A 22,792-nucleotide genomic window follows, 5' to 3' on the forward strand; every position below is an offset into this window, starting at 1 on the left:
TTGACGTGACATGCGCAGCCCGCCTAACGTCCCGGCAACCCAGTTGAAACCTTTCACGACGCCGAAAGGGCCGTCCCGCCGGCGTCGTCGAGGAGCCCCCATGACCCACCCGTCCACCACGGGTCCGGCCCCGGTTCTGGCACTGAGGGACGTCTCCAAGTCCTTCGGCGCGGTCCGCGCACTACGGGACGTCTCCCTGGAGCTGTTCCCCGGGGAGGTGCATGCCCTCGCCGGTGAGAACGGCGCCGGCAAGTCCACCCTCATCAAGACGCTCGCCGGGGTGCACCGGCCGGACGCCGGCCAGGTGCTGCTCGACGGTGCGCCCGTCACCTTCCACGGTCCGGGTGACGCCCGCGACGCCGGCATCGCCGTCATCTACCAGGAACCCACGCTCTTCCCCGACCTGTCGATCGCCGAGAACATCTACATGGGCCGCCAGCCGCGCCGCGCCCTCGGCCGGATCGACCACAAGGCCACGCACAACGCGACCGCCGCCCTCATGAAGCGTCTCGGCGTCGAACTCGACCCCGACCGGCCCGCCCGCGGTCTGTCCATCGCCGACCAGCAGATCGTCGAGATCGCCAAGGCCCTCTCCTTCGACGCCCGCGTCCTGATCATGGACGAGCCGACCGCCGCGCTCACCGGCAGCGAGGTCGCCCGCCTCTTCGGCGTCGTACGCACCCTGCGCGAACAGGGCGCCGCGGTGCTGTTCATCTCCCACCGGCTGGAGGAGATCTTCGAGATCTGCGGGCGGGTCACCACCCTGCGCGACGGAGCCCGGGTCGGCAGCGAACCGCTGGACGGCATGACCGAGGACGACCTGGTGCGCCGCATGGTCGGCCGCGACCTCGACGAGCTCTACCCCAAGCAGGACGTGCGGCCGGGCGAGACCGCACTGAGCGTGCGCCGGCTGACCCGCGAGGGCGTCTTCACCGACGTCTCCTTCGAGGTACGGCACGGTGAGATCGTCGGCCTCGCGGGACTCGTCGGCGCCGGGCGCACGGAGGTCGCCCGGGCCGTGTTCGGCATCGACCGCTGGGACGCCGGCGAGGTCGAGGTCGACGGACGGAAACTGACCAACGGCGCCCCCTCGACGGCCATGGCGGCCGGGCTCGCCCTGGTCCCCGAGGACCGGCGCGCCCAGGGCCTGGTGATGGACATGTCCATCGAGCGGAACATCGGGCTCACCGGGCTGCGCACCACCGTGAAGGCGGGCCTGATGGACCGCGGCGCCGAGCGGAGCCGCTCCCTCGACTGGGCCGTGAAGCTCCAGGTCAAGTACGCCCGGATCGCCGACACCGTCAACACGCTGTCCGGCGGCAACCAGCAGAAGGTCGTGCTCGCCAAGTGGCTCGCCACCGGCCCCAGGGTGCTGATCGTCGACGAGCCCACCCGGGGCATCGACGTCGGCACCAAGGCCGAGGTGCACCGGCTGCTGTCCCAGCTGGCCGCCGACGGCGTGGCCGTCCTGATGATCTCCTCCGACCTGCCCGAGATCCTCGGCATGGCCGACCGCGTGCTGGTGATGCACGAGGGCCGCCTCACCGCCGAGATCCCGCGCTCCGACGCCACCGAGGAAACCGTGATGGCCGCAGCCACCGGGAGGGCCGCCGCATGACGGTCGTCACCCCGCAAGAGGCCCCCGTGGCCGACGTGCCCAAGTCGAGCGGCACCCGGCTGGTCGACCGCGTCTTCAAGATGCGTGAACTCGCCATCCTGGTCGTCTTCCTGGTGATGATCGCCGTCACCCAGGCCGGCAACAGCGAGTTCCTGTCCGAACAGGGCATCAAGGACCTGCTGCTCAACGCGACGATCCTGGTGCTGGTCGCCACCGGCCAGTCCCTCGTCGTCATCACCCGCAACGTCGACCTGTCCGTCGGATCCACGCTCGGCATCAGCGCCTTCGCCGCCGGAACGTATCTCCAGGGCGGTGGCAACCCGGTCCTGGCGATCGCGCTGGCCGTGCTGCTCGGCATCGGGTTCGGCCTGCTCAACGGACTGCTCGTCAGCCTCGGCCAGGTGCCCGCGCTCGTCGTCACCCTCGGCACGCTCTACATCATCCGCGGCATCGACTCCATCTGGGTGGGCTCCCGGCAGATCACGGCGGCCGATCTGCCGGGCGGCTTCGTCGACTTCGGCTCCGGGGGCGTCTCGGCGGTGCCGTACCTCGCCCTGATCGCGCTGGCCGTCCTCATCGCCACCGCCTACTGCCTCAAGCACTTCGTCAGCGGCCGCGAGCTCTACGCCCTCGGCTCCAACCCGGAGGCCGCCCGCCTGGCCGGCATCCCCGTCCGCAAGCGCATCCTCGCCGCGTACACCTTCTGCGGCGCCCTCGCCGGACTCGCCGGCGCGATGTACCTCGCCCGCTTCGGCAACGTCGACTCCGGCACCGGAAACGGCTACGAACTCACCGTCGTCAGCGCGGTAGTGGTCGGCGGTGTCGTCTTCACCGGCGGCTCCGGCAGCGTCTACGGCGCGGCGCTCGGAGCGCTGCTGCTGACCTCCATCAACAGTGTGCTGCCCGCCCTCGGCGTCAGCTCCGTCTGGGTGCTCGCCATCAACGGCATCCTGCTCATCCTCGCCATCGCGGTCGACCGGGTCGTCGCGCTGCGCGTGGCATCCGCCCTGAAGAAGAGGAACGCCCGCCATGGCTGACATCTCCCTGAGCCGAGCGGTCCGCTGGGACACGGTGGTCGGCGCCCTCCTCGTCGTCGTCCTGCTGTTCTCCTTCGGCTTCGTCGACGGGTTCGGCAACGCGCTCAACCTGTCCTTCCTGATCGGCAACACGCTGCCGATCGCGCTGATCGCGCTGCCGATGACGCTGCTGGTGGTCTCCGGGGAGATCGATCTGTCGGTCGCCTCGACGGCGGGTCTGTCGGGTGCGGTGATGGGCGCCCTGTGGAACCAGGGCATGGCCATCGAGACGATCATCCCGATCTGTCTGCTGCTGGGTGTGGTGTGCGGGCTGGTCAACGGGCTGCTGGTGACCAGGCTGGGGCTGCCGTCGCTCGCCGTCACGATCGGCACGCTCGCCGCCTACCGGGGTGTCGCGCAGATCGTGCTCGGCTCCGACGCGGTGACCGACTTTCCCTCGCAGTACCTGGACTTCGCGGCCGGGCGTCTCGGAGACACCTTCATTCCGTACGCCTTCCTGCCGTTCGTGGTGCTGCTCGCCATCGCGGTGGTCGCGCTGCACGCCACGCCGTTCGGGCGGTCGCTGTTCGCGATCGGCGCGAGTGAGGAGGCGGCGCGGTTCGCCGGGATCCGGGTGAAGCGGCAGAAGCTGATCCTGTTCACGGTGACGGGGTTGATGGCTTCGCTGACCGGGGTCTTCTGGGCGCTGCACTACGCGAGTGCGCGGTATGACAACGCGACGGGGCTTGAACTGTCCGTTGTGGCCGCGGTGTTGCTCGGTGGGATCGACTTCGACGGTGGCAAGGGCACCTTGGGCGGGGCGATCGCCGGGGTGTTTCTGCTCGGGGCGCTGCAGAACGTGATGAGCCTCCAGGACGTTTCCGCGCAGTCGCAGATCGTGGTGACCGGTGTGTTGCTCGTGCTTTCTGTTCTCGGGCCGCGGGTCGCGCGGCAGATCGCCGTTGTGCGTGCTCAATCGTCCGGCTGACCGGTTGTTCGTGGCTGGTCGCGCCCACGCGGCGGAGCCGCAAATTGATACAGCCCCGCGCCCCTGAAAGCAGGCGCGTCTCACTCAACTTCGTCAAAGGAAACCGTCATGCGTAAGTCAACCCTCCGCCGCAGCTGCGCGGCGCTCGCCACCGCCACCTCCCTCGCCCTGGCCCTCACCGCCTGCGGTGGTGGGACCACCAAGAAGGACGTCGCGAACGAGGGCGGTTCCGCCGCCACCGCCGGCAAGGCCGACCCCAACGCCGAGCTGAAGAAGGGGCTCACCGTCGGGTTCCTGCCCAAGCAGGTCAACAACCCCTACTTCACCAGCGCCGACAAGGGTGGTGAGAAGGCGCTGAAGGAGCTCGGCTCCAGCTACAAGGAGGTCGGGCCGTCCAGCGCGACCGACACCGCCGGGCAGGTTTCGTACGTCAACACGCTCACGCAGCAGCAGGTCGACGCGATGGCCGTCTCCGCACAGGACCCGGGCGCGCTGTGCACCGCGCTGAAGCAGGCCATGAAAAACGGCATCAAGGTCGTCACCTACGACTCCGACACCACGGCCGGCTGCCGCAACGCCTTCGTCTCGCAGGCCTCCGCCGAGGACCTGGGCCGCACCGAGGTGCAGCTGCTCGCCAAGCAGATCGACTACAAGGGCGAGATCGCGATCCTGTCCGCCGCGCAGACCGCGACGAACCAGAACACCTGGATCGACTTCATGAAGGACGAGCTGAAGAAGCCCGAGTACAAGAACATGAAGCTGGTCAAGACCGCGTACGGCAACGACGACGCCCAGCAGTCGTTCCAGCAGACCCAGGGCCTGCTCCAGGAGTACCCGAACCTGAAGGGGATCATCTCCCCGACCACCGTCGGCATCAAGGCCGCCGCCCAGTACCTGTCCGGTTCGAAGTACAAGGGCAAGGTCAAGCTGACAGGCCTCGGCACCCCCAACGACATGCGCAAGTACGTCAAGAACGGCACCGTCGAGGCGTTCGAGCTGTGGGACCCGGCGAAGCTCGGCGAGCTGGCCGCGCGGACGGCGGTCGCGCTGTCGTCCGGGCAGATCACCGGCAAGGAGGGCGAGACCTTCAAGGCCGGGTCCATGGGCGAGTACACCATCGGCAAGGACGGCGTGATCAGCCTCGGCAAGCCGACCGTCTTCGACGCCAAGAACATCGACCAGTTCAACTTCTGATCACCGGATCCCGATCAAGGACAAGGGGTGTTGATGCAGCGCGTGTGCTTCCTGCTGAAGGTCAGGGCGGACCGCCTCGACGAGTACCGTGAGCGGCACGCCACCGTGTGGCCCGAGATGCGGCAGGCGCTCTCGGACACCGGCTGGCACAACTACTCGCTCTTCCTGCGCGAGGACGGACTGCTCGTCGGCTACCTCGAGACCGAGGACTTCGACGCCGCCCTGGCCGGAATGGAAGCCACCGACGTCAACGCCCGCTGGCAGGCGGAGATGGCGCCGTTCTTCGAGTCACTGGACGGCGCCCGGCCCGACGAGGCCATGAAACCGCTCACGGAAGTGTTCCACCTCGCATGACGATGGAGTCCACGAGATGCACAGACGTACGTTGCTGGCCGCCGCCCTGGCCGGTGCCGTGGTGACCCCCGCCCTCGCCTCCGGCACCGCGCGGGCCGCCGGCCCCGGCCCCTCCGTCACCCGGACCGGCACCACCACCCTCGACGGCCAGGCGATCTTCTTCGTGTCCTACGACGGCCTGGTCAACAACAACGCGTTTCAGAAGAACGGCCTGCTGACCTACAAGGGCTACCAGTACGCCGTCTGGTACACCGCCGACCGGAACGCCGTCGTCGGCCGCCGCCCCCTCGGCTCGGCCACCTGGTCCACCGTCAAGGTCGGCCACACCCTCAAGGCCGATGACTCCCACAACGTCATCTCCATGGGCGTCTCCAAGGTCGACGGCCGTCTGCACCTCAACATGGACTCCCACAGCGACGGTTTCACCTACGTCAAGTCGGTCGCCGGACTGATGGACAACCCCGGCGGGCTGAGCTGGACCGCGAGCCGCTTCGGCGCGCCGCAGCCGACCCTGGACGGGCTGGCGCCGACCTCGCAGTTCACCTACCCGCAGTTCGTCTCCACCCCGGACGGAAAGCTCCAGCTGAGCTACCGCGTCGCCGTCTCCGGCAACGGGCGCAACGCGCTCGCCGAGTACGACGGCGCCAAGTGGACCGACCTCGGCGAGTGGTCCGGCTCGACGGGTACCTACACGAGTGAGCACGGCTCGTCGACCGCCCGCAACATGTACCTGCACGGCATCGACTACGACCGGAACGGCCGGCTGCACTCCTTCTTCACCTGGCGTGAGCAGAACGGTGCCGTGATGTGCAACGGCGGCGGCATCACCAACCACGACACCGGCTACGTCTACTCCGACGACCGGGGCCGCACCTGGCGCAACAACGCCGGTACCGTCGTCGGTGTCACCGGCGGCACCGACAAGGTGTCCGTGACCGACGCCGGGCTGGTGGTGGACCCGCTCAACCCGGACCACTCCCTGATGAACCAGGAGAGCCAGTTCACGGACTCCGCGGGGCGACCGCACGCGATCATCTCCTACGTCCCGGGCCGCTTCGGGCAGTGCACCACGAACTACGTCGCCGACCGCACCGCCCACGGGCGCGCCTTCCACGTCCGGAAGAACGCCTCCGGCAGCTGGCAGAAGACCGAGATCCCGGTCCCGCTGAACTCCAGCCAGCGCACCAAGCTGATCCTGGACAAGTACGACAACGCCTACGCGATCTTCCCGTTCGGCAGGATCGCCGGGGCCTCCGCCGCCTCCGGGTACACGGACTGGAAGATCCTCTTCGACGGCAGCGGTCTGAACGCCTTCGGCGAGGTCGTCATCGACGAGACGCGGGTCGCCCAGGACGGGGTGCTGTCCTTCATGTACCAGGAGAAGTCCAGCGGCACGACACCCTCGGCCCTCCACGTGATCGACTTCCGCCTGCCCGCCTGACCGGATCCGGTCGCCGGGGCGGCATGCCGGTAATGTGAAGCCGCTCCGGCCGCCGCCCCCTCGTCTCCCCCTGGAGGTCCCTGCCCGATGGCCCAGTCGGTGGGTATCAAGGACGTCGCCCGTGCCGCCGGAGTCTCCGTCGGCACGGTCTCCAACGTGATCAACCGCCCGGACACGGTCGCCACCGAGACCCGGGCCCGCGTGCTGTCCGCGATAGACCGGCTCGGCTACGTCCGCAGCGAGTCCGCGCGCCAACTGCGCGCGGGCCGCAGCCGGATCATGGGGCTGCTCGTCCTCGACATGGGCAACCCCTTCTTCGTCGACGTGGCACGGGGCGCCGAACGCGCCGCACGCCAGGCCGGACTCGGTGTGATGGTCTGCAACAGCGCACAGAACCCGGGCGAGGAGGCCGAGTACCTGTCGCTCTTCGCCGAGCAGCGGGTGCGCGGCGTGCTGCTCACCCCGGCCGACGCGACGGGCCGCAACATCGAGGCGTTCCGCCGCCACGGCATCCCGTTCGTCCTGGTGGACCGGGTCGCCGAGGGCACCACCGAGTGCTCGGTCTCCGTCGACGACGTCGCGGGCGGCGCCCTGGCCGTACGCCACCTCGTCGACGCCGGGCACCGCTCCCTCGCCTACGTCAGCGGCCCGCCCGGCCTCAACCAGGTCCGCGACCGGCGCACCGGCGCCCTCGAAGCGCTCACCGAGGCCGGGCTCGCGCCCGACGCGCTGCGCGAGCTGCCCACCGAACGGCTGGACGTCGCCGCCGGGCGCGACGCCGGAGCCCGGCTCCTCGGGCTCGCCGACCGGCCGACCGCCGTGTTCTGTGCCAACGACCTGCTCGCACTCGGAGTCCTCCAGGCCATGTACGCGGCCGGTGTCCGCGTCCCCGACGACCTGGCCATCGTCGGCTACGACGACATCGAGTTCGCGGCGGCCGCGGCCGTCCCGCTCACCTCGGTGCGGCAGCCCGCAGTCACCATGGGCGCCATGGCGGCCGACCTGCTCCTGGAGGAGACGGAGGCCGAGGGCGCGGTGCGGCCGCACGAGCATCGCAGGGTCGTCCTCCAGCCGGAGCTGGTGGTCCGCCGCTCCAGCCTGTCCGCGCGCTGAGCCCGGCACCTGAACCGCCATTCAGGAAGATTTCATGATCCGAAGCGGTCACCCGCGGACGTTCCCTGTGATGAACTGGGACGCGGTCCGAAAATCCGTCCGTCCCGGGAGCCCTGTTGACCGTCAGCTACCGCCAGCCCGGAGTCGTCCTCACCGACCGTCGCTTCACCGTCCCGCTCGACCACGACCACCCCGGGGGCGAGACGATCGAGCTGTACGCCCGTGAGGTGGTCGCGAGCGACAAGGCGCACCAGGACCTGCCGTGGCTTCTCTACCTCCAGGGCGGTCCCGGCTTCGGCGCGGACCGCTCCGTCGGCAGGCCCGGCTGGCTCGGCCGCGCGCTGAAGGAGTACCGCGTCCTGCTCCTCGACCAGCGCGGCACCGGCCACAGCACGCCCGCCAACCGGCAGACGCTCCCGCTGCGCGGCGGCCCCGCCGAACAGGCCGAGTACCTCACCCGCTTCCGCGCCGACTCGATCGTGCGCGACTGCGAGGCCGTGCGCGCGGAGGTCACCGGCGGCGCCCCCTGGACCGTCCTCGGCCAGAGCTTCGGCGGTTTCTGCCTGACCACCTACCTGTCCCTCGCGCCCGAGGGACTGGCCACCGCCGTGATCACCGGCGGACTGCCCGCCCTGGACGCCCACGCCGACGACGTCTACCGGGCCGCCTTCCCGCGCGTCGAACGCAAGGTCACCGCCCACTACGCCCGCTACCCGCAGGACGTCGAGCGGGCCCGCCGTATCGCCGACCACCTGCTGACGCACGAGGTGGTCCTGCCGAACGGCTACCGGCTGACCGTCGAGGCCTTCCAGTCCCTCGGCATCGTCCTCGGCACCGGTGACGGCAGCCACCGCCTCCACTACCTCATCGAGGACGCCTTCGTCCGCACCCCGAGCGGCTCCACCCTCTCCGACGCGTTCCAGGAGCAGGCGCAGTCCCTGCTGTCCTACGCCCGCCACCCGCTGTACGCGCTCGTCCACGAGTCGATCTACGGCCAGGACGCCCGGCCCACCGCCTGGTCGGCCGAGCGGGTCCGGGCCGAGTTCCCGCAGTTCGACGCCGCCAAGGCCCTCGCGGGAGACGAGCCGCTGCTGTTCACCGGCGAGTCGATCCACCCCTGGATGTTCGACTGCGACCCGGCCCTGCGTCCCCTGCGCGAGACCGCCGATCTGCTCGCCGCCCGCACCGACTGGGCCCCCCTGTACGACCGGACCCGTCTCGCCGCCAACACGGTGCCGGTCGCCGCCGCCGTCTACCACGACGACATGTACGTCGACACGGCCCACTCCCTGCGCACCGCCCGCACGATCCGCGGCCTGCGCACCTGGGTCACGGACGAGTTCGAGCACGACGGTGTGCGCACCGGCGGCCCGCGGGTCCTGGACCGGCTGCTGGCGCTGACGCGGAACGAGGAGTGAGGACGCGAGGAGCGAGGCCGCGAGGAGTGAGGCCGCGCCGACGGGGCGTGCTGTCCGTGGCGCGGACTAGTCTGCGGACATGACCACCACTCAGCTCCAGCCCATGCCCGGCGACTGGCGGCGTGCCCTCGCGGTCGTGGCCCACCCGGACGACCTCGAGTACGGCTGCTCGGCGGCGATCGCGGCCTGGACCGACGAGGGCCGCGAGGTCGCCTACGTGCTGGCGACCCGGGGCGAGGCGGGCATCGACACGCTGGCGCCGGAGGAGTGCGGCCCCCTGCGGGAACGGGAACAGCGGGCGAGCGCGGCCGTGGTCGGCGTGTCCGAGGTGGAGTTCCTCGACCACCGGGACGGCGTCATCGAGTACGGCACCGCCCTGCGCCGCGACATCGCCGCAGCGATCCGCCGGCACCGGCCCGAGCTGGTCATCACGCTCAACCACCGGGACACCTGGGGCGGCGTCGCCTGGAACACCCCGGACCACGTGGCCGTCGGCCGCGCCACGCTCGACGCGGCCGGCGACGCCGGCAACCGGTGGATCTTCCGGGAGCTCGTCGAGCAGGGTCTCGAACCCTGGGACGGGGTGCGCTGGGTCGCCGTCGCCGGTTCCAGCACTCCCACCCACGCCGTCGACGCCACGGCCGGAATGGAGCGCGCGGTGCGGTCCCTGCTGGAACACCGCACTTACATCGAGGTGTTGACCGACAAGGACCCGGAGACCTACGTCCGCGGCTTCCTGACCCAGCACGCCGAGACCACGGGGAAGCGCTTCGGGGGCAGGCCCGCGGTGGCGTTCGAACTGTTCAGCAGATGACGGGGGAGACCATGACAGGCAGCGGCAGCGAGGAACTGGCCGAGCGGTTCGAGGAGCACCGCGGGCACCTGAAGGCGGTGGCCTACCGGATGCTCGGTTCGCTGACCGAGGCGGAGGACGCCGTCCAGGAGGCCTGGCTGCGGCTGAGCCGCACGGACCCGTCCGGCATCCAGAACCTGGGCGGCTGGCTGACCACCGTGACCGGCCGCGTCTGCCTGGACCTGCTGCGCTCCCGCACCGCGCGCCGCGAGGAGCCGGTGGGCGGCACCCACGACACCTATGACGCCTTCGTCCCCGACCCGGTCCTCAGGCCGCTGTCCCACCTCGACCCGGCGGAGGAGGTGCTCCAGGCCGACTCGGTGGGCCTGGCCCTGCTGGTCGTGCTGGAGAACCTGACGCCCGACGAGCGGCTCACGTTCGTGCTGCACGACATGTTCGCCGTGCCGTTCGACGACATCGCGCCCATCGTGGAGCGCAGCCCGGCCGCGACCCGGCAGCTGGCGAGCCGCGCCCGGCGGCGGGTGCGCGGCGCCACCCCGTCGACGGAGCCGGATCTCGGCCGGCAGAAAGAGGTGCTCGACGCCTTCCTGGCCGCCTCGCGCGGCGGTGACTTCGAGGCCCTGCTCGCGCTCCTGCACCCGGACGTGGTGCTGCGCGCCGACTCGGGCGAACTGGTGCGGGGCGCCGCCGTGTCCAAGGTCGTCCAGGGTGCGAAGGCCGTGGCGGAGCAGGCACTCCTGTTCGCCCGGTTCGCGCGGTCCGCGGAGCTGGTGCTGGTCAACGGCACCGTGGGTATGGTCAACGCGCCAGAGGGACGCGTCCAGTCGGTCATGGCGGTCACGATCACCGACGGCCGGATCACCGGCATGTACATCCTGGCCGACCCGGAGCGGCTGGAGCGCCTGGCGGCGCCCGGCCCGACCGGGCCGGAGACGTGTCGGTGAGTTCTCGTTCCGTATGCTGAACGCCATGCGAGATCAAACAGCCGTGCGAACGGAACTGCGCGGTGACTGCGAGCGGTGCTTCGGGCTGTGCTGTGTCGCCCTGCCCTTCGCGCGGTCGGCCGACTTCGCGGTCGACAAGGACGCCGGCACTCCCTGCCGCAACCTCCAGGGAGACCACCGCTGCGGCATCCACGCCAGACTCCGGCAGAAAGGGTTCACCGGCTGCACGGTCTACGACTGCTTCGGGGCCGGACAGCAGGTCTCGCAGATCACCTTCGGTGGCCAGGACTGGCGGTCGGGGCCGCCGGAGCACGCCCGCCGCATGTTCGACGTGTTCCCGGTCGTCCGGCAGCTGCACGAGCTGTTGTGGTACCTCACCGAGGCGCTCGCCCTGCCCGCCGCCCGGCCCCTCCGCACCGATCTGCGCGCGGCCCTGGAGAAGACCGAGGAACTCACCGGCCGCACCCCCGAGGAACTCGCCGAGCTGGACGTGGCGGCGCACCGCCAGGAGATCAACGTCCTGCTGCTGAGGACGAGCGAGCTGGCCAGGGCCGGCGTCGGCGGCAAGAAGAAGAACCGCCGGGGCGCGGACCTCATGGGCGCCCGCCTCAAGGGCGCCGACCTGCGCGGTGCCGATCTGCGCGGTGCCTACCTCATCGCCGCCGACCTCACCGGCGCCGATCTGCGGGGCGCGGACCTGATCGGTGCCGACCTGCGCGACGCGAACCTCACGGACGCCGACCTGACCGGGGCGTTCTTCCTCACCCAGCCGCAGCTGAACGCGGCCCGGGGGAGTGCCGGGACCCGGCTGCCGGAGTCAGTCACCCGACCCGGGCACTGGACAGGGAAGCCCTGAGGCCGGCTCCCGCACCGGGCTCCGGTGCTCCGGGTGCAGCCGCAGCCCTTCCGGCATCAGCGTCAGCCGTTCCGTCACGCGCAGCCGGTAGGCCGGGTCGGGCCGCAGCTCGTAGCGGCGCAGCAGCAGGCCGAGCACCAGCGTGGCCTCGTGCAGGGCGAACTGGCGCCCGATGCAGGCCCGCGCCCCGGTCCCGAACGGCTTGAAGGTGTGCGGGGCCCGGGACCGTACGGCCTGAGCCTCGAAACGGTCCGGGTCGAACCGCTCGGCGTCCGCGCCCCACACCTCGGGGTCCCGGTGCAGCATCGGCGTCAGCACCAGGGCCCACGCCCCGCGCCGCATCGGGTGCTCCCCGGCCAGGACCGTGTCCTCGCGGGCCTCCCGGGCGAAGGCGGGCGCGGTGGGCCACAACCGCAGCGACTCGTCCAGCACCCGGCGGACGTAGCGCAGCCGGGCCACCTGCTCGTAGGCCGGTTCCGCCGCGTCTCCCCACACCCGGTCCACCTCGGCGCGGGCCCGGGCCGCGACGTCGGGGTGAAGGGAGAGGTAGTGCAGGGCGAAGGAGAGCGCGCCCGAGGTCGTCTCGTGGCCCGCGACGAGGAAGGTGACGACCTGACGGCGGACGTTCTCCGGCGCCAGCCGTTCCCCCGTCACGGGGTGGACCGTCTCCAGCATCCGGTCGAGCAGGTCACCCTGCCCGCCACCGTCGCCCCTCCGGGCCCGGACCAGTTCGTCGACCGTGCGGTTGAGGTGGGCGATGTCCTCCGCGTTGCGCCGGGTCGCGCTGCGCAGCAGCAGCGGAGCCAGCGGGAAGGGCACCGTGTTGAGCCGCTGCGCATAGGTCAGCGTGCCGATCATCGCGGTCACGAAGGGGTGCGGCCGGGCGCGTTCGAAGGACCCGAAGTCGTGGCCGAAGCCGGTACGGGCGATCGTCTCCAGCGTCAGCTTGGTCATGTCGCCGGGCACGTCCACCGCCCGGCCCGCCCGCGCCGCCCGGTCCCAGTGCTCCGTGAGCCTGCGGGCCACGTCCAGCATCATCGGGTGGTAGCCGGCCATGGCCTCGCGGCTGAACCCCGGGGCCAGCACGTCGTGCGCCAGTTGCCAGTTCGGTTCGTGGTTGTACGCCGTGAACAGGCCGTCCCCGACGACCGGCCGGAGGTTGGCGATGCCGAGCCCCACGTGTTTGGCGAACCGTGACTCGTCCGCGAGGTCGGCCGTGTGCCGGGCGCCCCACACGAACACGAACTCCTTGCCGAAGGCCTTCCGCCGGAAGACCGGCCCCAGTTGGCGGGCGTAGCGCAGCGAGTCCTGGAGGGGAGTGCGCCGGTTCACGCCCACCACGTCACCGAGCAGCGGGATCCGGTGCGGCGGATGCGGAATGCGGTCCAGCTCCGGCCAGCCCAGCTCGGCGCTCCGGAACCCCTTGGGCACCCCGGTTCGTATCGGCGCCTCCGTCATGTCGCGATCTCCCTTGATCCAACGGCGGGTTCGCACGTGTTGTACATGGGTTCAATAGCGCGCCTCAGTCTGGTCCCGTTGTTGAACCGGCGTCAAGTACAGTGCGGGCATGGCCGCGAACCAGGGCGGGCGCACGCGCCGCCGGCTCAGCACCGAGGAGCGCCGGGAGCAGCTGCTGGCGGTCGGGGCGCGGCTGTTCTCGGAGAATCCGTACGACGACGTGTGGATCGAGCAGGTCGCCGAGATCGCCGGGGTGTCGCGCGGGCTGCTGTACCACTACTTCCCGACCAAGCGCGACTTCTTCGCGGCCGTCGTCGAGCGGGAGAGCGAGCGGATGCTGCGCATGACGGCGGCGGTGCCCGGCGTGCCCGTGCGCGAGCAGCTCCCGGGCGGGCTCGACACGTTCCTGGAGTACGTCGAGGCGCATGCGCACGGCTACCGCGCCTTTCACCGTGCCGACGCGGCGGGGGACCAGGCCGTGCGCCGGGTCTACCAGCGGGCCCTGGCCGCGCAGGAGCGGCAGATCCTCGCGGCGCTGGCCGAGGATCCCGAGTTCGGCCCGGCCTTCGAGGTCCGGCCGGAGGTGCGGCTCGCCGTGCGCGGCTGGCTGGCGTTCACCACGTCCGTCTGCCTGGAGTGGCTGCGCGGCACGGAGTTGAGCCGGGAGCAGGTGCGTGAGCTGTGTGCGCGCGCCCTGCTGGGCGTCCTCACGCCCTGAAAGGCCTCGTGAAGGTCACGTGACGTGGTTGGCGCACACTCCGATCTTCGGTAAGTTAGGCAAGGCTTACCTAAGGAGGTCTGGGATGGGTGACGACAGCCAGAGCTGGACGGCGGCCCCTGCCGCGGCGGAGCGGGCGCGCTCGGTGCTCGCCGCCGCGTGGTCCTGCTCGGTGATCGCGGAGGGCACGCGCGAGGAACTGGTCGGCGCGCACACGGTGACCGAGGACGGCAGGGTGCTCGTGACCGTGCCCGAGGACAGTGCGCTGCTCGCGGCCGCGATCTGCGCACCCCGTGGCGAGCCGTCCGCGGTGCTGGAGTTCGCCGACGTCGCCCCGGTCCCGCTGCGCAACCGGATCCGCGCCCGGCTGTGGCTCGCGGGCTGGTTCACCGTCGAGGAGGACCGGCTGGTCCTCCGGCCCACGCGAGTGGTGCTGCGGCAGTCGGCCGGGGCCGTGGTGGTGGACCTCGAGGAGTTCGCCGCCGCCGTGCCCGATCCGCTCACCACGGCCGAGGCCCGGCTGCTGACCCATCTGGCCGACTGCCACGCCGACGCGGTCGAGCGGCTCACCCGGCTGGTCGACTCCGACAGCCTGCAGGGCGCCGTCCGGGTCCAGCCGCTCGCCGTGGACCGGAACGGACTGACGCTGCGCATCGAGCGCGGCCGCGCCCACGGCGACGTACGGCTGGCGTTCCACAGGCCCGCCGACGACGTCGCGCAGCTCACGGAGCGTATGCACGTCCTGCTCGGCCAGGCGAGCGCCGCGTCCTGCCCAAGGGCCCTACAGCGGCAGCGCACAGACGGCGACCGGTGACGGAAAGGGTTCGCCGGCCCGCCGCAGCGCGCCGCTCGTCTCGTCCACGTGGAAGACGGTCACCGAGGAGGACTTCTGGTTCGCCGCGAACAGCAGCGTGCCCTCGGGCGAGAGGGCGATCTGGCGCGGGAAGTCGCCGCCGACCGGCACGGTGTCCAGCAACCTGAGCTTCGCGCCGTCCGCCTCGACGGCGTAGCGCGTGAGGCTGTTGTGGCCGCGGTTGGCGAGATAGGCCCAGCGGCCGTTCGGGGTCACCAGGATCTGCGCGGGATAGTTCGTGCCCGAACCCGTGCCCGTGGACTGCGCCTCGCCGACGCTCACGCGGCCCGTGGCCGGATCGTACGCGCAGACCGCCACCGTGTTGTCGACCTCGTCGGCGAGGTAGGCGTACCGGCCGCCGGGGTGGAACGTGAGGTGGCGCGGGCCGGCGCCCGGCCGGGTCCGCGCCCGTGAGACCTCGCTGAGCGTGCCGGCCTTCTCGTCCAGCCGGTAGGAGTAGACGGTGTCCGTGCCCAGGTCGACGGCGAGCACATGACCCCCGTCGGGGCTGGTGATGATCTGGTGGGCGTGCGGGCCCTCCTGTCCCGGCCCGGGCGCCGGACTGGAGTGCGTGACGAGGTCGGTGCGCTCGCCGAGGGCGCCCGAGGCGTCGATCGGGTGCACGGCCACACTGCCCGAGCCGTAGTTCGCGCTGAACAGCCAGCGCCCGCCCGGATGCACCGACAGATGACAGGGCGCCGCGCCACCGGTGCTCCGGCTGCCCAGGACCTTCCGGTCGGAGAGCCGGACGGCGGTCACGCCACCGTCCTCGCGTTCGTTCACCGCGTACAGCGTGCCCCGGTCCGGGTGGACCGCGAGGTACGACGGGTCACCGACGCCGGTGAGCGTGCCGGTGCCGGTGATACGGCCCGTCGCCGCGTCGTACGTGGCCAGCCCGATGCCCTTGCCGCCGCCGTCCACGGAGGTGTAGGTGCCGAGGTAGAGCGGGCGCGGCCCGGAAGGGCGCCGGGCCTGCCGGGAAGGGCTCGCGCTCGCCTCGGGGGCCGCCGGCGTCGTCGTGGGCGTGGGTGCGGGCGCGTCGTCACAGGCCGGCAGCGCGGCCGTGGCGGCCCCGCCCGCCAGTGCGCCGACGAACCGGCGCCTGCTCCAGCCGCCACTGCTCATGTCGCCCCTCAGGTCGTCACTCGTCCCCGTCGCGACAGCCACCATGGCGTGGATCATCGCGGGGTGCAAGAAAGGCACCGGTCGTTGCGCTTGCTGCAACGCATTTCAGCGGGAACGACCGCCCAGCCCGGCACGGTCGCGCCACAGCTGCTCCTGGACCCCGAGGCGCTCACGCAGCCGGGTCAGACGGGGCAGCCGGGCGCGCTGCTCCCCGGACACGCGGTCGAGTTCCTCGAACAGGCGCCGGGAGCGGTGCTCGGTGTCGAGTTCGTCGAGGATCCGGTTGACCTCCGTCAGAACGGCACCCAGCAACTGCCAGTGCCGCGTCTCGCGCTCGGCGTCCTCGCGCAGCAGCAGGGCCAGTTTGTCGCGGGTGCCCGCGGCGGTGCGCAACTCCGTGGCGAGTCGTTCCTCCGCAGACTCGGCGCTCTCGCTGAGATGGGTGGTCACCAGTACCGCGAAACTCACCACGGCGTCGGCGATCTCGGACAGCAGCTGTTCCAGCGCGGCGCCCGTCTCGGTCTCGAACAGCGGCTCGGGTTCGCGCTCCTTGGCGAGGTCGGTGAAGGAGCGGGCGAGGACCCGCAGGACGACCGTGCAGATCTCCAGAGTGTCCAAACCGGTGCGCAGCACCACCCGGTGCAGCAGGCCCTCCCGTACGCGCGGGTTGAGACGGAGGCTGTCCTCGGCCTGCCGGAGCGCCGCGTCCACCTCGATGATGTCGTGGTCCAGACGCCGCGCCTCGTACAGCCGCTCCTCCGCGCGGTCCACGGGTGTGTGGCCGGCCGCCTCCTCACCCATGCGCAGCATCAGCTGCCGCAGCCGGCGCGCCAGGCCGTCGATCGACTCGCCCGCCTCCTCCACCCATACGGGCGGGGCCAGCAGCAGATTGCAGGCGAGTCCGACGGTCGCGCCGATCAGCGTCTCCACCACGCGGGCCCACGCCGTGTTCCCGACGGTGGTGACCCCGAGGACGAGCATCGCGCTGATCGCGACCTCGGGCACGTACTCCTCCACCCGGACCAGCCGTCCCACGGCCAGCGAGGCCACGAGGAGCAGCGCCAGGCTCCACCAGGTCAGACCCACCAGCAGACTGAACGCGATGGCGACGAGGACCCCGGTCACCACGGCGTTCACCCGCCGGAAGCCGTTGGTGAGCGTGGCGTACAGCGTCACCTGGACGACCAGCAGCGCCGTCAGAGGAGCGGTGAGAGGTGCCTGCTCGGGGCTCAGCCGCAGCGCGATGACGTACGCGATCGTCGCCGCGGTCGCGGACCGCAGCGTCTGGACGACCACGGGGTCCCGGTGCTTCCGCAGGATCCGTGTGGCGGGCGCCGACCACTCACGTACCTCTCGCATCCTCGGGCCGTTCCCCTTCCCCTGGCACATCGAACGCATCCATGAAGGACGTTAGTGCCGGGGGAATCCGCGGGCGACCGAGGGCCCTCAGGCGTGCACCTTGTCGAGGAAGGCCGCCAGATGACCCGTGGTCCGCTCGATCTGCTCGGCCTGTGTGAGGCTCTCCTCGAAGCGGGACCCGGACTCCGGCACCTTCTTCCCGCGGACGTAGAGGGAACAGGCGAGGTCGGTGCACATGTACACGCCTACGGAGTTGCCGTCCCGGCCGGCCGGACCCGCCTTGCGCGCGGTCATCAGCGAGACACCGCCCCGTGGGTGCGTCGTCAGGCACAGCGAACACATGCTGCGGTGCAGGAACCCGCTCCGGGCGGCCTGGAACCGCATCGCCACCCCGACGAGCCGCCCCTCGCGCTCGACGACCAGATAACTCCGGTCCGGGGCCCCCGGATCACGCCACCCGAGAAAGTCGAGATCGTCCCAGGGCCGCTCGGCGAGGTCCCGGGGGACGGCCAGGCGCTTGGCCTCTCCCTTCGAGCAGTTGACGAACGAAGTGCGGATGTCCTGTTCGGTGAGTGATCTCATGGGGGCTCCTGGTCGTCGCGGCCAAACCTAGGGGTCCTAGGTTTCGTGGGACAGGCTAGAAGCGTCAGCGAGGGGGAGCCAGTGGATTTTCCGGATGCCGTGTCGCGGCGGGCGCGGGCGGCACTGCGCCATGTGGCGGGCGCCTCGGCCGGACCCGCCGTCGACAGGCGGCTGCGCATCACGCTGAACTTCCACCCGGACCGGTGGACGGCCCGCGGCGTGTCCCTCCTCACGGCCCTCGCACGGGACGGCGCCTACCATTCGCAGTTCGTCACCGGTACCAGCAACGGCGGTCTCACCGCCCGCCCCGGCGGTGACCGCTGGCGCTGGGAGAGCCGGATCTTCGGCGGGGCGTACGACGACGCGGCCGCGGCCGAGCGGCCGGTGTACGGCGCCCTGAACTTCCGCCGGCAAGTGGTCGGCGCGGCACCGCGCTTCGGCTCCTCACACTTCCGGCTGACCGCCGGCGCACTGGCCCGGGCCACGTTCTGCTACCCCGACAGCGCCGCCGAGCCGGCCGACTTCGGTGTCGCGGCCGGCATGTCCCTCATCGCGCTCGCCGAGGCGGACGAGCAGGACGCCCTCAACGACTACATCGAGGCACACGTGCACGGCGGCGTCGACCTCTCCCGTGACGTGGAGGCGCTCGTCCTGGACGCCTGCTACCGCGGCACACCGGTCGAAGCGGCGGACCCGGCACCTGCCCTGCCCCGTCGAGTGGCACCCCGGCTACCGGCTGACGGTGGCCGGACTGCGGCGCCACGCGGACTACCGCGGCCGGGAGTACGCGGAGCTCGGCGCCCGGATCGCCCGGGACGGACTCGTCGACCCCCGGGCCATCGGGGACGCCGCCCGGAGTGACCGGTACGCCTTGCAGGACCTGAAGATGGTGTGGCACACCCTCGCCCGCTTCGGCGCCCCGGAGGGGGCGGGCACGGCCTACTCCGCGGCGCGGACCTCCGGCGGCCACACCCCCGGGTCCAGCACCCCCAGCGCATAGGCCCGGGCCACCAGTTCCGTGCGGTTGGCGGCGTGCCAGCGGGAGGTCAGCCGGCGCAGGTGGTAGGTGACGCCGTCGGTGGTGAGGCCCGTCTCGCGGGCCGCCCGGGCGGTGGTGGCGCCGGCGGCCAGCAGGGCCAGGACGCGGGCCTCCGTCGGGGTGACCCGGGCCGGCCCGGCGGGCGGGGCGGTGGAGGGGGCCTGTTCGCCGTCCACGCGCAGCATCACCAGCAGCGCCGGAGTGTCCTCCGCCGTGTCGCTCACCGGGTCCGCCGTCAGCTCCCCGTACCGCTCCGCCCCGCCGGGTGCCCGCCAGCACACCGACACCTGGTACCGCGAGCGGTGCCGCAGCCGCAGCGCCTCGGCGATCCGCTCCACCTGCGTCGCCTCCCGCGGGCTGAACAACTCCAGCACGTCCCGGCCGCGCAGCCGCCCCGGTGTCACACCGCACTCCGCCGCCATCGCCGGGTTGGCGAGCAGCACCGCGCCGTACACGTCGCACACCGCGACCGGCATGGCGACCCGGTCGAACAGGAGCAGGGCGCGATTGCGCCACGTCACGGCCTCCTGCCGGCCCTGGTCCACGCGTGCCTCCTTGCCATGCCGCGGCGCCCCGCGCAAGGGCGGAGCGTGTTCCCGAACTACAGAATCATGTAGGGCCGCCGTACGGGCCGCCGGGCCCCGTGGATCACTCTGGATCGCAGTACTTCCGTACCGCGAAAGGCAGTTGTCGCGTCATGCGCCCCACCGCACAGACTCCCCGGCCCGCAGACTCCCTCCCCGGGGTCCCCGTCGCCGACATCACCGCCACCGGACCCGGCGGTGCGCCGATCCAGCAGGCCATGGACCTGATGCGCGAGCACGGGCCGGTGTTCGTGCGGCGGCTGTACGGGCGGGACACCCTGTTCGTGGGCGACCTGGACCTCGTGGCCGAGCTCGCGGACGAGCAGCGGTTCGCCAAGCACATCGGGCCCGGTCTGGAGAACGTCCGGGAGTTCGCTGCCGACGGCCTGTTCACCGCGTACAACGACGAGCCCAACTGGGCCAAGGCGCACGACATCCTCATGCCCGCCTTCGCGCTGGGCTCGATGCGGACCTACCACCCCGTGATGCTGAAGGTGGCCCGCCGGCTCATCGCGTCCTGGGACCGCGACGCCCGCGCCGGCCGGCCCGTGGACGTGCCCGGCGACATGACCCGCATGACGCTCGACACCATCGGGCTCTCCGGGTTCGGCTACGACTTCGGCTCCTTCGAGCGGGCCGAGCCGCACCCCTTCGTCGAGTCGATGGTCCGCTGCCTGGAGTGGAGCATGACCCGCCTCGCCCGGGTCCCGGGCCAGGACTACTCGGCGGCGGACGCGGCCTTCCGCGAGGACTCCGCCTATCTCGCCCAGGTCGTCGACGAGGTCATCGCCGCCCGCACCGGCACCGACCAGAGCCAGTCCGACGACCTGCTCGGCCTGATGCTCACCGCCGAGCACCCGGCCGACGGCAGCACGCTCGACACCGCCAACATCCGCAACCAGGTCATCACCTTCCTGATCGCCGGCCACGAGACCACCTCCGGCGCCATGTCCTTCGCGCTGTACTACCTCGCCAAGCACCCCACCGCGCTCCAGCTGGTGCAGCGCGAGGTCGACGAGCTGTGGGGCGACGCCGCGGACGTCGAGCCCACGTACGACGAGATCGGCCGCCTCACCTACACCCGGCAGGTCCTCAACGAGGCACTCCGGCTGTGGCCCACCGCGGCCGTGTTCTCCCGGGAGGCCCGCGAGGACACGCTGCTCGGCGGCCGTATCCCGCTGCGCGCCGGGCAGGCCGCCCTGGTGCTCACGCCGATGCTGCACCGGCAGCCCGTGTGGGGCGACAACCCCGAGCTGTTCGACCCGTCCCGCTTCACGGCGGAGGCGGAAGCGGAGCGCCCGGTGCACGCCTTCAAGCCGTTCGGCACCGGTGAGCGCGCCTGCATCGGCCGGCAGTTCGCGCTGCACGAGGCGACCATGCTGCTGGCCATGCTGGTCCACCGCTACCGGCTGCGCGACCACGCCGACTACCGGCTCGACGTCAAGGAGACCCTCACCCTCAAGCCCGAGGGCTTTACGCTCGCCCTCACGCCGCGCACCTCCGCCGACCGCGTCCACACACCGCTGCCCGGCGCCGCCCCGGTCCAGGACTCCCGGTCGGCCGAACCGCAGGGCCTGCCCACCCGCGTCCGCCCCGGCACCGCCGCCCTCTTCCTGCACGGCAGCAACTACGGCACCTGCCGCGACTTCGCCGCCCAGCTCGCCGACGAGGCCGCCGCCGTCGGCTGCGAGACCGAGGTGGCGGCCCTGGACGCCTACGCAGGCGGCCTGCCCACCGACCGGCCCGTCGTCATCACCGCCGCCTCCTACAACGGCCGCCCCACCGACGACGCCACCGCCTTCGCCGCCCGGCTGGAGGAGACCCACGACCTGTCCGGGGTGACCTACGCCGTCCTCGGCGTCGGCGACCGCAACTGGGCCGCCACCTACCAGCACGTCCCCACGCGGATCGACGAGCGGCTCGCCGCGTCCGGCGCCACCCGGCTGCTCGACCGCGCCGCCGCCGACGCCTCCGGCGACCTCACCGGCACCGTCCGGGAGTTCACGACGGCCCTGCGCACCGCCCTGCTGGAGCAGTACGGCGACCCGGACGCCACCACCCCGGCCGGCGTGCCCGAGACCGCCTACGAGGTCCGCACCCTGACCGGCGGCCCCCTGGACGCCCTCGCCGAGCGGCACGAACTCGTCCCCATGCGGGTCACCGAGGCTTACGACCTCACCGCGCCCGGCTACGCCCGCCGCAAGAGGTTCGTCCGCGTCGCACTGCCCGAGGGAGTCACCTACCGCACGGCCGACCACCTCACCGTGCTGCCCGCCAACGCCCCCGGCCTCGTCGCCCGCGCCGCCACCGCGCTCGGCGTCGACCTCGACGACGTCCTGGACATCCGCGCCACCCGCCCGCGCCGCGACGGCATCGCCGTCGACCGCCCCGTGACGGTACGGCAGCTCCTCACCCACCACGTGGAGCTGCAGGAGCGCCCGAGCGCCGGGCAGCTGGCCGCGCTCGCCGCCGCCGACCCGTGCCCGCCGGAGCGCACGGCCCTGGCCGCCCTCACCGACGACCCGCGCACCCTCGTGGAGATCATCGAGGACCACCCGGCCCTGCGCGGCGCCCTCGACTGGCCCCGGCTCCTCGACCTGCTCACCCCGCTGCGCCCCCGCCACTACTCCATCTCCTCCTCGCCCGCCGTCGACCCACGCCACGCGGACCTGATGGTCTCGCTGCTGGAGGCACCCGCCCGCTCCGGCAAGGGCGTCTACCGGGGCACCGGATCCGGCCACCTCAACACCGTCGAGCCCGGCGACGTCGTGTACGCACGCGTGCAGCCTTGCCGGGAGGCCTTCCGCATCGACGCCACCGGCGGATCCGCACCGGTCGTCATGATCGCGGCGGGCACCGGCCTCGCCCCGTTCCGCGGCGCGATCGCCGACCGCACGGCAGCCCGCGCCGCAGGTGCCGAACCGGCCCCGGCCCTGTGCTACTTCGGCTGTGACGCGCCCGGCGCCGACTATCTGCACGCCGACGAACTGCGCGCCGCGGAGACCGCCGGGGCCGTCTCCCTGCGCCCCGCCTTCAGCGAGGAGCCCGAGGGCGAGGTGCGGTTCGTGCAGCACCGCATCGCCGCCGAGGCGGAGGAGGTGTGGGCGCTGCTGGACGCGGGAGCGCGGGTGTACGTCTGCGGTGACGGTTCCCGGATGGCGCCCGGGGTGCGGGAGGCGTTCCGTACCCTGTACCGCAAGCACACGCCGGGCGCCGACGAGACGGCCGCCGGACAGTGGCTCGACGGACTGGTCGCGGACGGGCGTTACGTCGAGGACGTGTACGCGGCCGGCTGACCGAAGGGGAGGGGTGGGCGCA

At 71.9% G+C, this 22,792-nt stretch carries 19 protein-coding genes and 1 pseudogene; 15 read left to right on the forward strand and 5 right to left on the reverse strand.

What is annotated here, in order from left to right; all coding sequences use genetic code 11:
• Positions 1–100 precede the first annotated feature (100 nt).
• The 11 genes from ABZ016_RS17355 (at position 101) to ABZ016_RS17405 (ending at position 11,756) form a co-directional block, all read left to right on the forward strand.
• On the forward strand, positions 101–1,618 hold the full coding sequence (locus ABZ016_RS17355) for a sugar ABC transporter ATP-binding protein (protein ID WP_356917470.1): 1,518 nt from the start codon (positions 101–103) through the stop codon (positions 1,616–1,618).
• Positions 1,615–2,655, forward strand: a complete 1,041-nt coding sequence (locus ABZ016_RS17360) for an ABC transporter permease (protein WP_356917471.1) — start codon at positions 1,615–1,617, stop codon at positions 2,653–2,655. The genes ABZ016_RS17355 and ABZ016_RS17360 overlap by 4 nt, the downstream gene beginning before the upstream one ends.
• Positions 2,648–3,622: an ABC transporter permease gene (locus tag ABZ016_RS17365; protein ID WP_356917472.1), complete on the forward strand. Its 975-nt coding sequence runs from the start codon at positions 2,648–2,650 to the stop codon at positions 3,620–3,622. The genes ABZ016_RS17360 and ABZ016_RS17365 overlap by 8 nt, the downstream gene beginning before the upstream one ends.
• A 108-nt stretch (positions 3,623–3,730) precedes the next feature.
• Positions 3,731–4,816 carry a rhamnose ABC transporter substrate-binding protein gene (gene rhaS, locus ABZ016_RS17370; protein ID WP_356917473.1) on the forward strand — a complete coding sequence of 362 codons (1,086 nt, stop codon included), beginning with the start codon at positions 3,731–3,733 and terminating at the stop codon, positions 4,814–4,816.
• Positions 4,817–4,849: 33 nt separating this feature from the next.
• On the forward strand, positions 4,850–5,170 hold the full coding sequence (locus ABZ016_RS17375; RefSeq protein ID WP_356917516.1) for an L-rhamnose mutarotase: 321 nt from the start codon (positions 4,850–4,852) through the stop codon (positions 5,168–5,170).
• A gap of 16 nt (positions 5,171–5,186) precedes the next feature.
• On the forward strand, positions 5,187–6,611 hold the full coding sequence (locus ABZ016_RS17380) for a BNR repeat-containing protein (protein WP_356917474.1): 1,425 nt from the start codon (positions 5,187–5,189) through the stop codon (positions 6,609–6,611).
• Positions 6,612–6,698: 87 nt separating this feature from the next.
• Positions 6,699–7,724: a LacI family DNA-binding transcriptional regulator gene (locus tag ABZ016_RS17385; RefSeq protein ID WP_356917475.1), complete on the forward strand. Its 1,026-nt coding sequence runs from the start codon at positions 6,699–6,701 to the stop codon at positions 7,722–7,724.
• Between the two features lie 116 nt (positions 7,725–7,840).
• Positions 7,841–9,142 (forward strand): alpha/beta fold hydrolase, encoded by a 1,302-nt coding sequence (locus tag ABZ016_RS17390; RefSeq protein WP_356917476.1) that lies wholly within the window; start codon positions 7,841–7,843, stop codon positions 9,140–9,142.
• 79 nt (positions 9,143–9,221) lie between these two features.
• Positions 9,222–9,956 carry a PIG-L deacetylase family protein gene (locus ABZ016_RS17395; protein ID WP_356917477.1) on the forward strand — a complete coding sequence of 245 codons (735 nt, stop codon included), beginning with the start codon at positions 9,222–9,224 and terminating at the stop codon, positions 9,954–9,956.
• Positions 9,953–10,900 carry an RNA polymerase sigma factor SigJ gene (sigJ, locus tag ABZ016_RS17400; RefSeq protein WP_356917478.1) on the forward strand — a complete coding sequence of 316 codons (948 nt, stop codon included), beginning with the start codon at positions 9,953–9,955 and terminating at the stop codon, positions 10,898–10,900. Before ABZ016_RS17395 ends, sigJ begins: the two co-directional genes overlap by 4 nt.
• Before the next feature lie 25 nt (positions 10,901–10,925).
• Positions 10,926–11,756: a pentapeptide repeat-containing protein gene (locus ABZ016_RS17405; protein WP_356917479.1), complete on the forward strand. Its 831-nt coding sequence runs from the start codon at positions 10,926–10,928 to the stop codon at positions 11,754–11,756.
• Here the strand turns inward: ABZ016_RS17405 and ABZ016_RS17410 are convergent.
• Complete coding sequence (locus ABZ016_RS17410) at positions 11,718–13,214, reverse strand: cytochrome P450 (RefSeq protein ID WP_356917480.1); 1,497 nt, start codon at positions 13,212–13,214, stop codon at positions 11,718–11,720. The two genes, ABZ016_RS17405 and ABZ016_RS17410, sit on opposite strands and share 39 nt — an antisense overlap.
• A gap of 109 nt (positions 13,215–13,323) precedes the next feature.
• Between ABZ016_RS17410 and ABZ016_RS17415 the strand changes: the two genes are divergently transcribed.
• Entirely contained in the window at positions 13,324–13,932 is a 609-nt protein-coding gene (locus ABZ016_RS17415; protein WP_356917481.1) for a TetR/AcrR family transcriptional regulator, read from the forward strand.
• A gap of 85 nt (positions 13,933–14,017) precedes the next feature.
• Entirely contained in the window at positions 14,018–14,746 is a 729-nt protein-coding gene (locus ABZ016_RS17420; RefSeq protein WP_356917482.1) for a DUF2470 domain-containing protein, read from the forward strand.
• Here the strand turns inward: ABZ016_RS17420 and ABZ016_RS17425 are convergent.
• The 3 genes from ABZ016_RS17425 to ABZ016_RS17435 all read right to left on the reverse strand — a co-directional run bounded on the left by ABZ016_RS17425 (position 14,714) and on the right by ABZ016_RS17435 (position 17,851).
• Positions 14,714–15,910 (reverse strand): lactonase family protein, encoded by a 1,197-nt coding sequence (locus ABZ016_RS17425; RefSeq protein WP_356917517.1) that lies wholly within the window; start codon positions 15,908–15,910, stop codon positions 14,714–14,716. The two genes, ABZ016_RS17420 and ABZ016_RS17425, sit on opposite strands and share 33 nt — an antisense overlap.
• Before the next feature lie 105 nt (positions 15,911–16,015).
• Positions 16,016–17,269 (reverse strand): FUSC family protein, encoded by a 1,254-nt coding sequence (locus ABZ016_RS17430; RefSeq protein WP_356917483.1) that lies wholly within the window; start codon positions 17,267–17,269, stop codon positions 16,016–16,018.
• 87 nt (positions 17,270–17,356) lie between these two features.
• Positions 17,357–17,851, reverse strand: coding sequence for an FBP domain-containing protein (locus ABZ016_RS17435; RefSeq protein ID WP_356917484.1), 495 nt, complete (start codon positions 17,849–17,851; stop codon positions 17,357–17,359).
• 132 nt (positions 17,852–17,983) lie between these two features.
• Between ABZ016_RS17435 and ABZ016_RS17440 the strand changes: the two are divergent.
• Positions 17,984–18,851 (forward strand): annotated as a pseudogene (locus ABZ016_RS17440) (DUF3626 domain-containing protein).
• Here ABZ016_RS17440 and ABZ016_RS17445 read toward each other — a convergent pair.
• Entirely contained in the window at positions 18,791–19,435 is a 645-nt protein-coding gene (locus tag ABZ016_RS17445) for a PAS domain-containing protein (protein WP_356917485.1), read from the reverse strand. The pseudogene ABZ016_RS17440 and the gene ABZ016_RS17445 overlap by 61 nt on opposite strands.
• 152 nt (positions 19,436–19,587) lie before the next feature.
• Between ABZ016_RS17445 and ABZ016_RS17450 the strand changes: the two genes are divergently transcribed.
• Complete coding sequence (locus ABZ016_RS17450; protein ID WP_356917486.1) at positions 19,588–22,770, forward strand: cytochrome P450; 3,183 nt, start codon at positions 19,588–19,590, stop codon at positions 22,768–22,770.
• The last annotated feature ends 22 nt before the right edge of the window (positions 22,771–22,792 follow it).

The sequence above is a fragment of the Streptomyces sp. NPDC006372 genome (genome assembly GCF_040612515.1).
Lineage (GTDB): Bacteria > Actinomycetota > Actinomycetes > Streptomycetales > Streptomycetaceae > Streptomyces.

Excerpts from the sequence above, each read along its gene's own strand:
- ABZ016_RS17395 (WP_356917477.1), top strand. The coding sequence starts at position 9,222 with ATGACCACCACTCAGCTCCAGCCCATGCCCGGCGACTGGCGGCGTGCC.
- ABZ016_RS17425 (WP_356917517.1), bottom strand. The coding sequence starts at position 15,910 with ATGAGCAGTGGCGGCTGGAGCAGGCGCCGGTTCGTCGGCGCACTGGCG.
- ABZ016_RS17435 (WP_356917484.1), bottom strand. The coding sequence starts at position 17,851 with ATGAGATCACTCACCGAACAGGACATCCGCACTTCGTTCGTCAACTGC.
- ABZ016_RS17375 (WP_356917516.1), top strand. The coding sequence starts at position 4,850 with ATGCAGCGCGTGTGCTTCCTGCTGAAGGTCAGGGCGGACCGCCTCGAC.
- ABZ016_RS17415 (WP_356917481.1), top strand. The coding sequence starts at position 13,324 with ATGGCCGCGAACCAGGGCGGGCGCACGCGCCGCCGGCTCAGCACCGAG.
- ABZ016_RS17385 (WP_356917475.1), top strand. The coding sequence starts at position 6,699 with ATGGCCCAGTCGGTGGGTATCAAGGACGTCGCCCGTGCCGCCGGAGTC.
- sigJ (WP_356917478.1), top strand. The coding sequence starts at position 9,953 with ATGACGGGGGAGACCATGACAGGCAGCGGCAGCGAGGAACTGGCCGAG.
- ABZ016_RS17450 (WP_356917486.1), top strand. The coding sequence starts at position 19,588 with ATGCGCCCCACCGCACAGACTCCCCGGCCCGCAGACTCCCTCCCCGGG.
- ABZ016_RS17430 (WP_356917483.1), bottom strand. The coding sequence starts at position 17,269 with ATGCGAGAGGTACGTGAGTGGTCGGCGCCCGCCACACGGATCCTGCGG.
- ABZ016_RS17360 (WP_356917471.1), top strand. The coding sequence starts at position 1,615 with ATGACGGTCGTCACCCCGCAAGAGGCCCCCGTGGCCGACGTGCCCAAG.
- ABZ016_RS17405 (WP_356917479.1), top strand. The coding sequence starts at position 10,926 with ATGCGAGATCAAACAGCCGTGCGAACGGAACTGCGCGGTGACTGCGAG.
- ABZ016_RS17355 (WP_356917470.1), top strand. The coding sequence starts at position 101 with ATGACCCACCCGTCCACCACGGGTCCGGCCCCGGTTCTGGCACTGAGG.
- ABZ016_RS17410 (WP_356917480.1), bottom strand. The coding sequence starts at position 13,214 with ATGACGGAGGCGCCGATACGAACCGGGGTGCCCAAGGGGTTCCGGAGC.
- ABZ016_RS17365 (WP_356917472.1), top strand. The coding sequence starts at position 2,648 with ATGGCTGACATCTCCCTGAGCCGAGCGGTCCGCTGGGACACGGTGGTC.
- ABZ016_RS17420 (WP_356917482.1), top strand. The coding sequence starts at position 14,018 with ATGGGTGACGACAGCCAGAGCTGGACGGCGGCCCCTGCCGCGGCGGAG.
- ABZ016_RS17380 (WP_356917474.1), top strand. The coding sequence starts at position 5,187 with ATGCACAGACGTACGTTGCTGGCCGCCGCCCTGGCCGGTGCCGTGGTG.
- rhaS (WP_356917473.1), top strand. The coding sequence starts at position 3,731 with ATGCGTAAGTCAACCCTCCGCCGCAGCTGCGCGGCGCTCGCCACCGCC.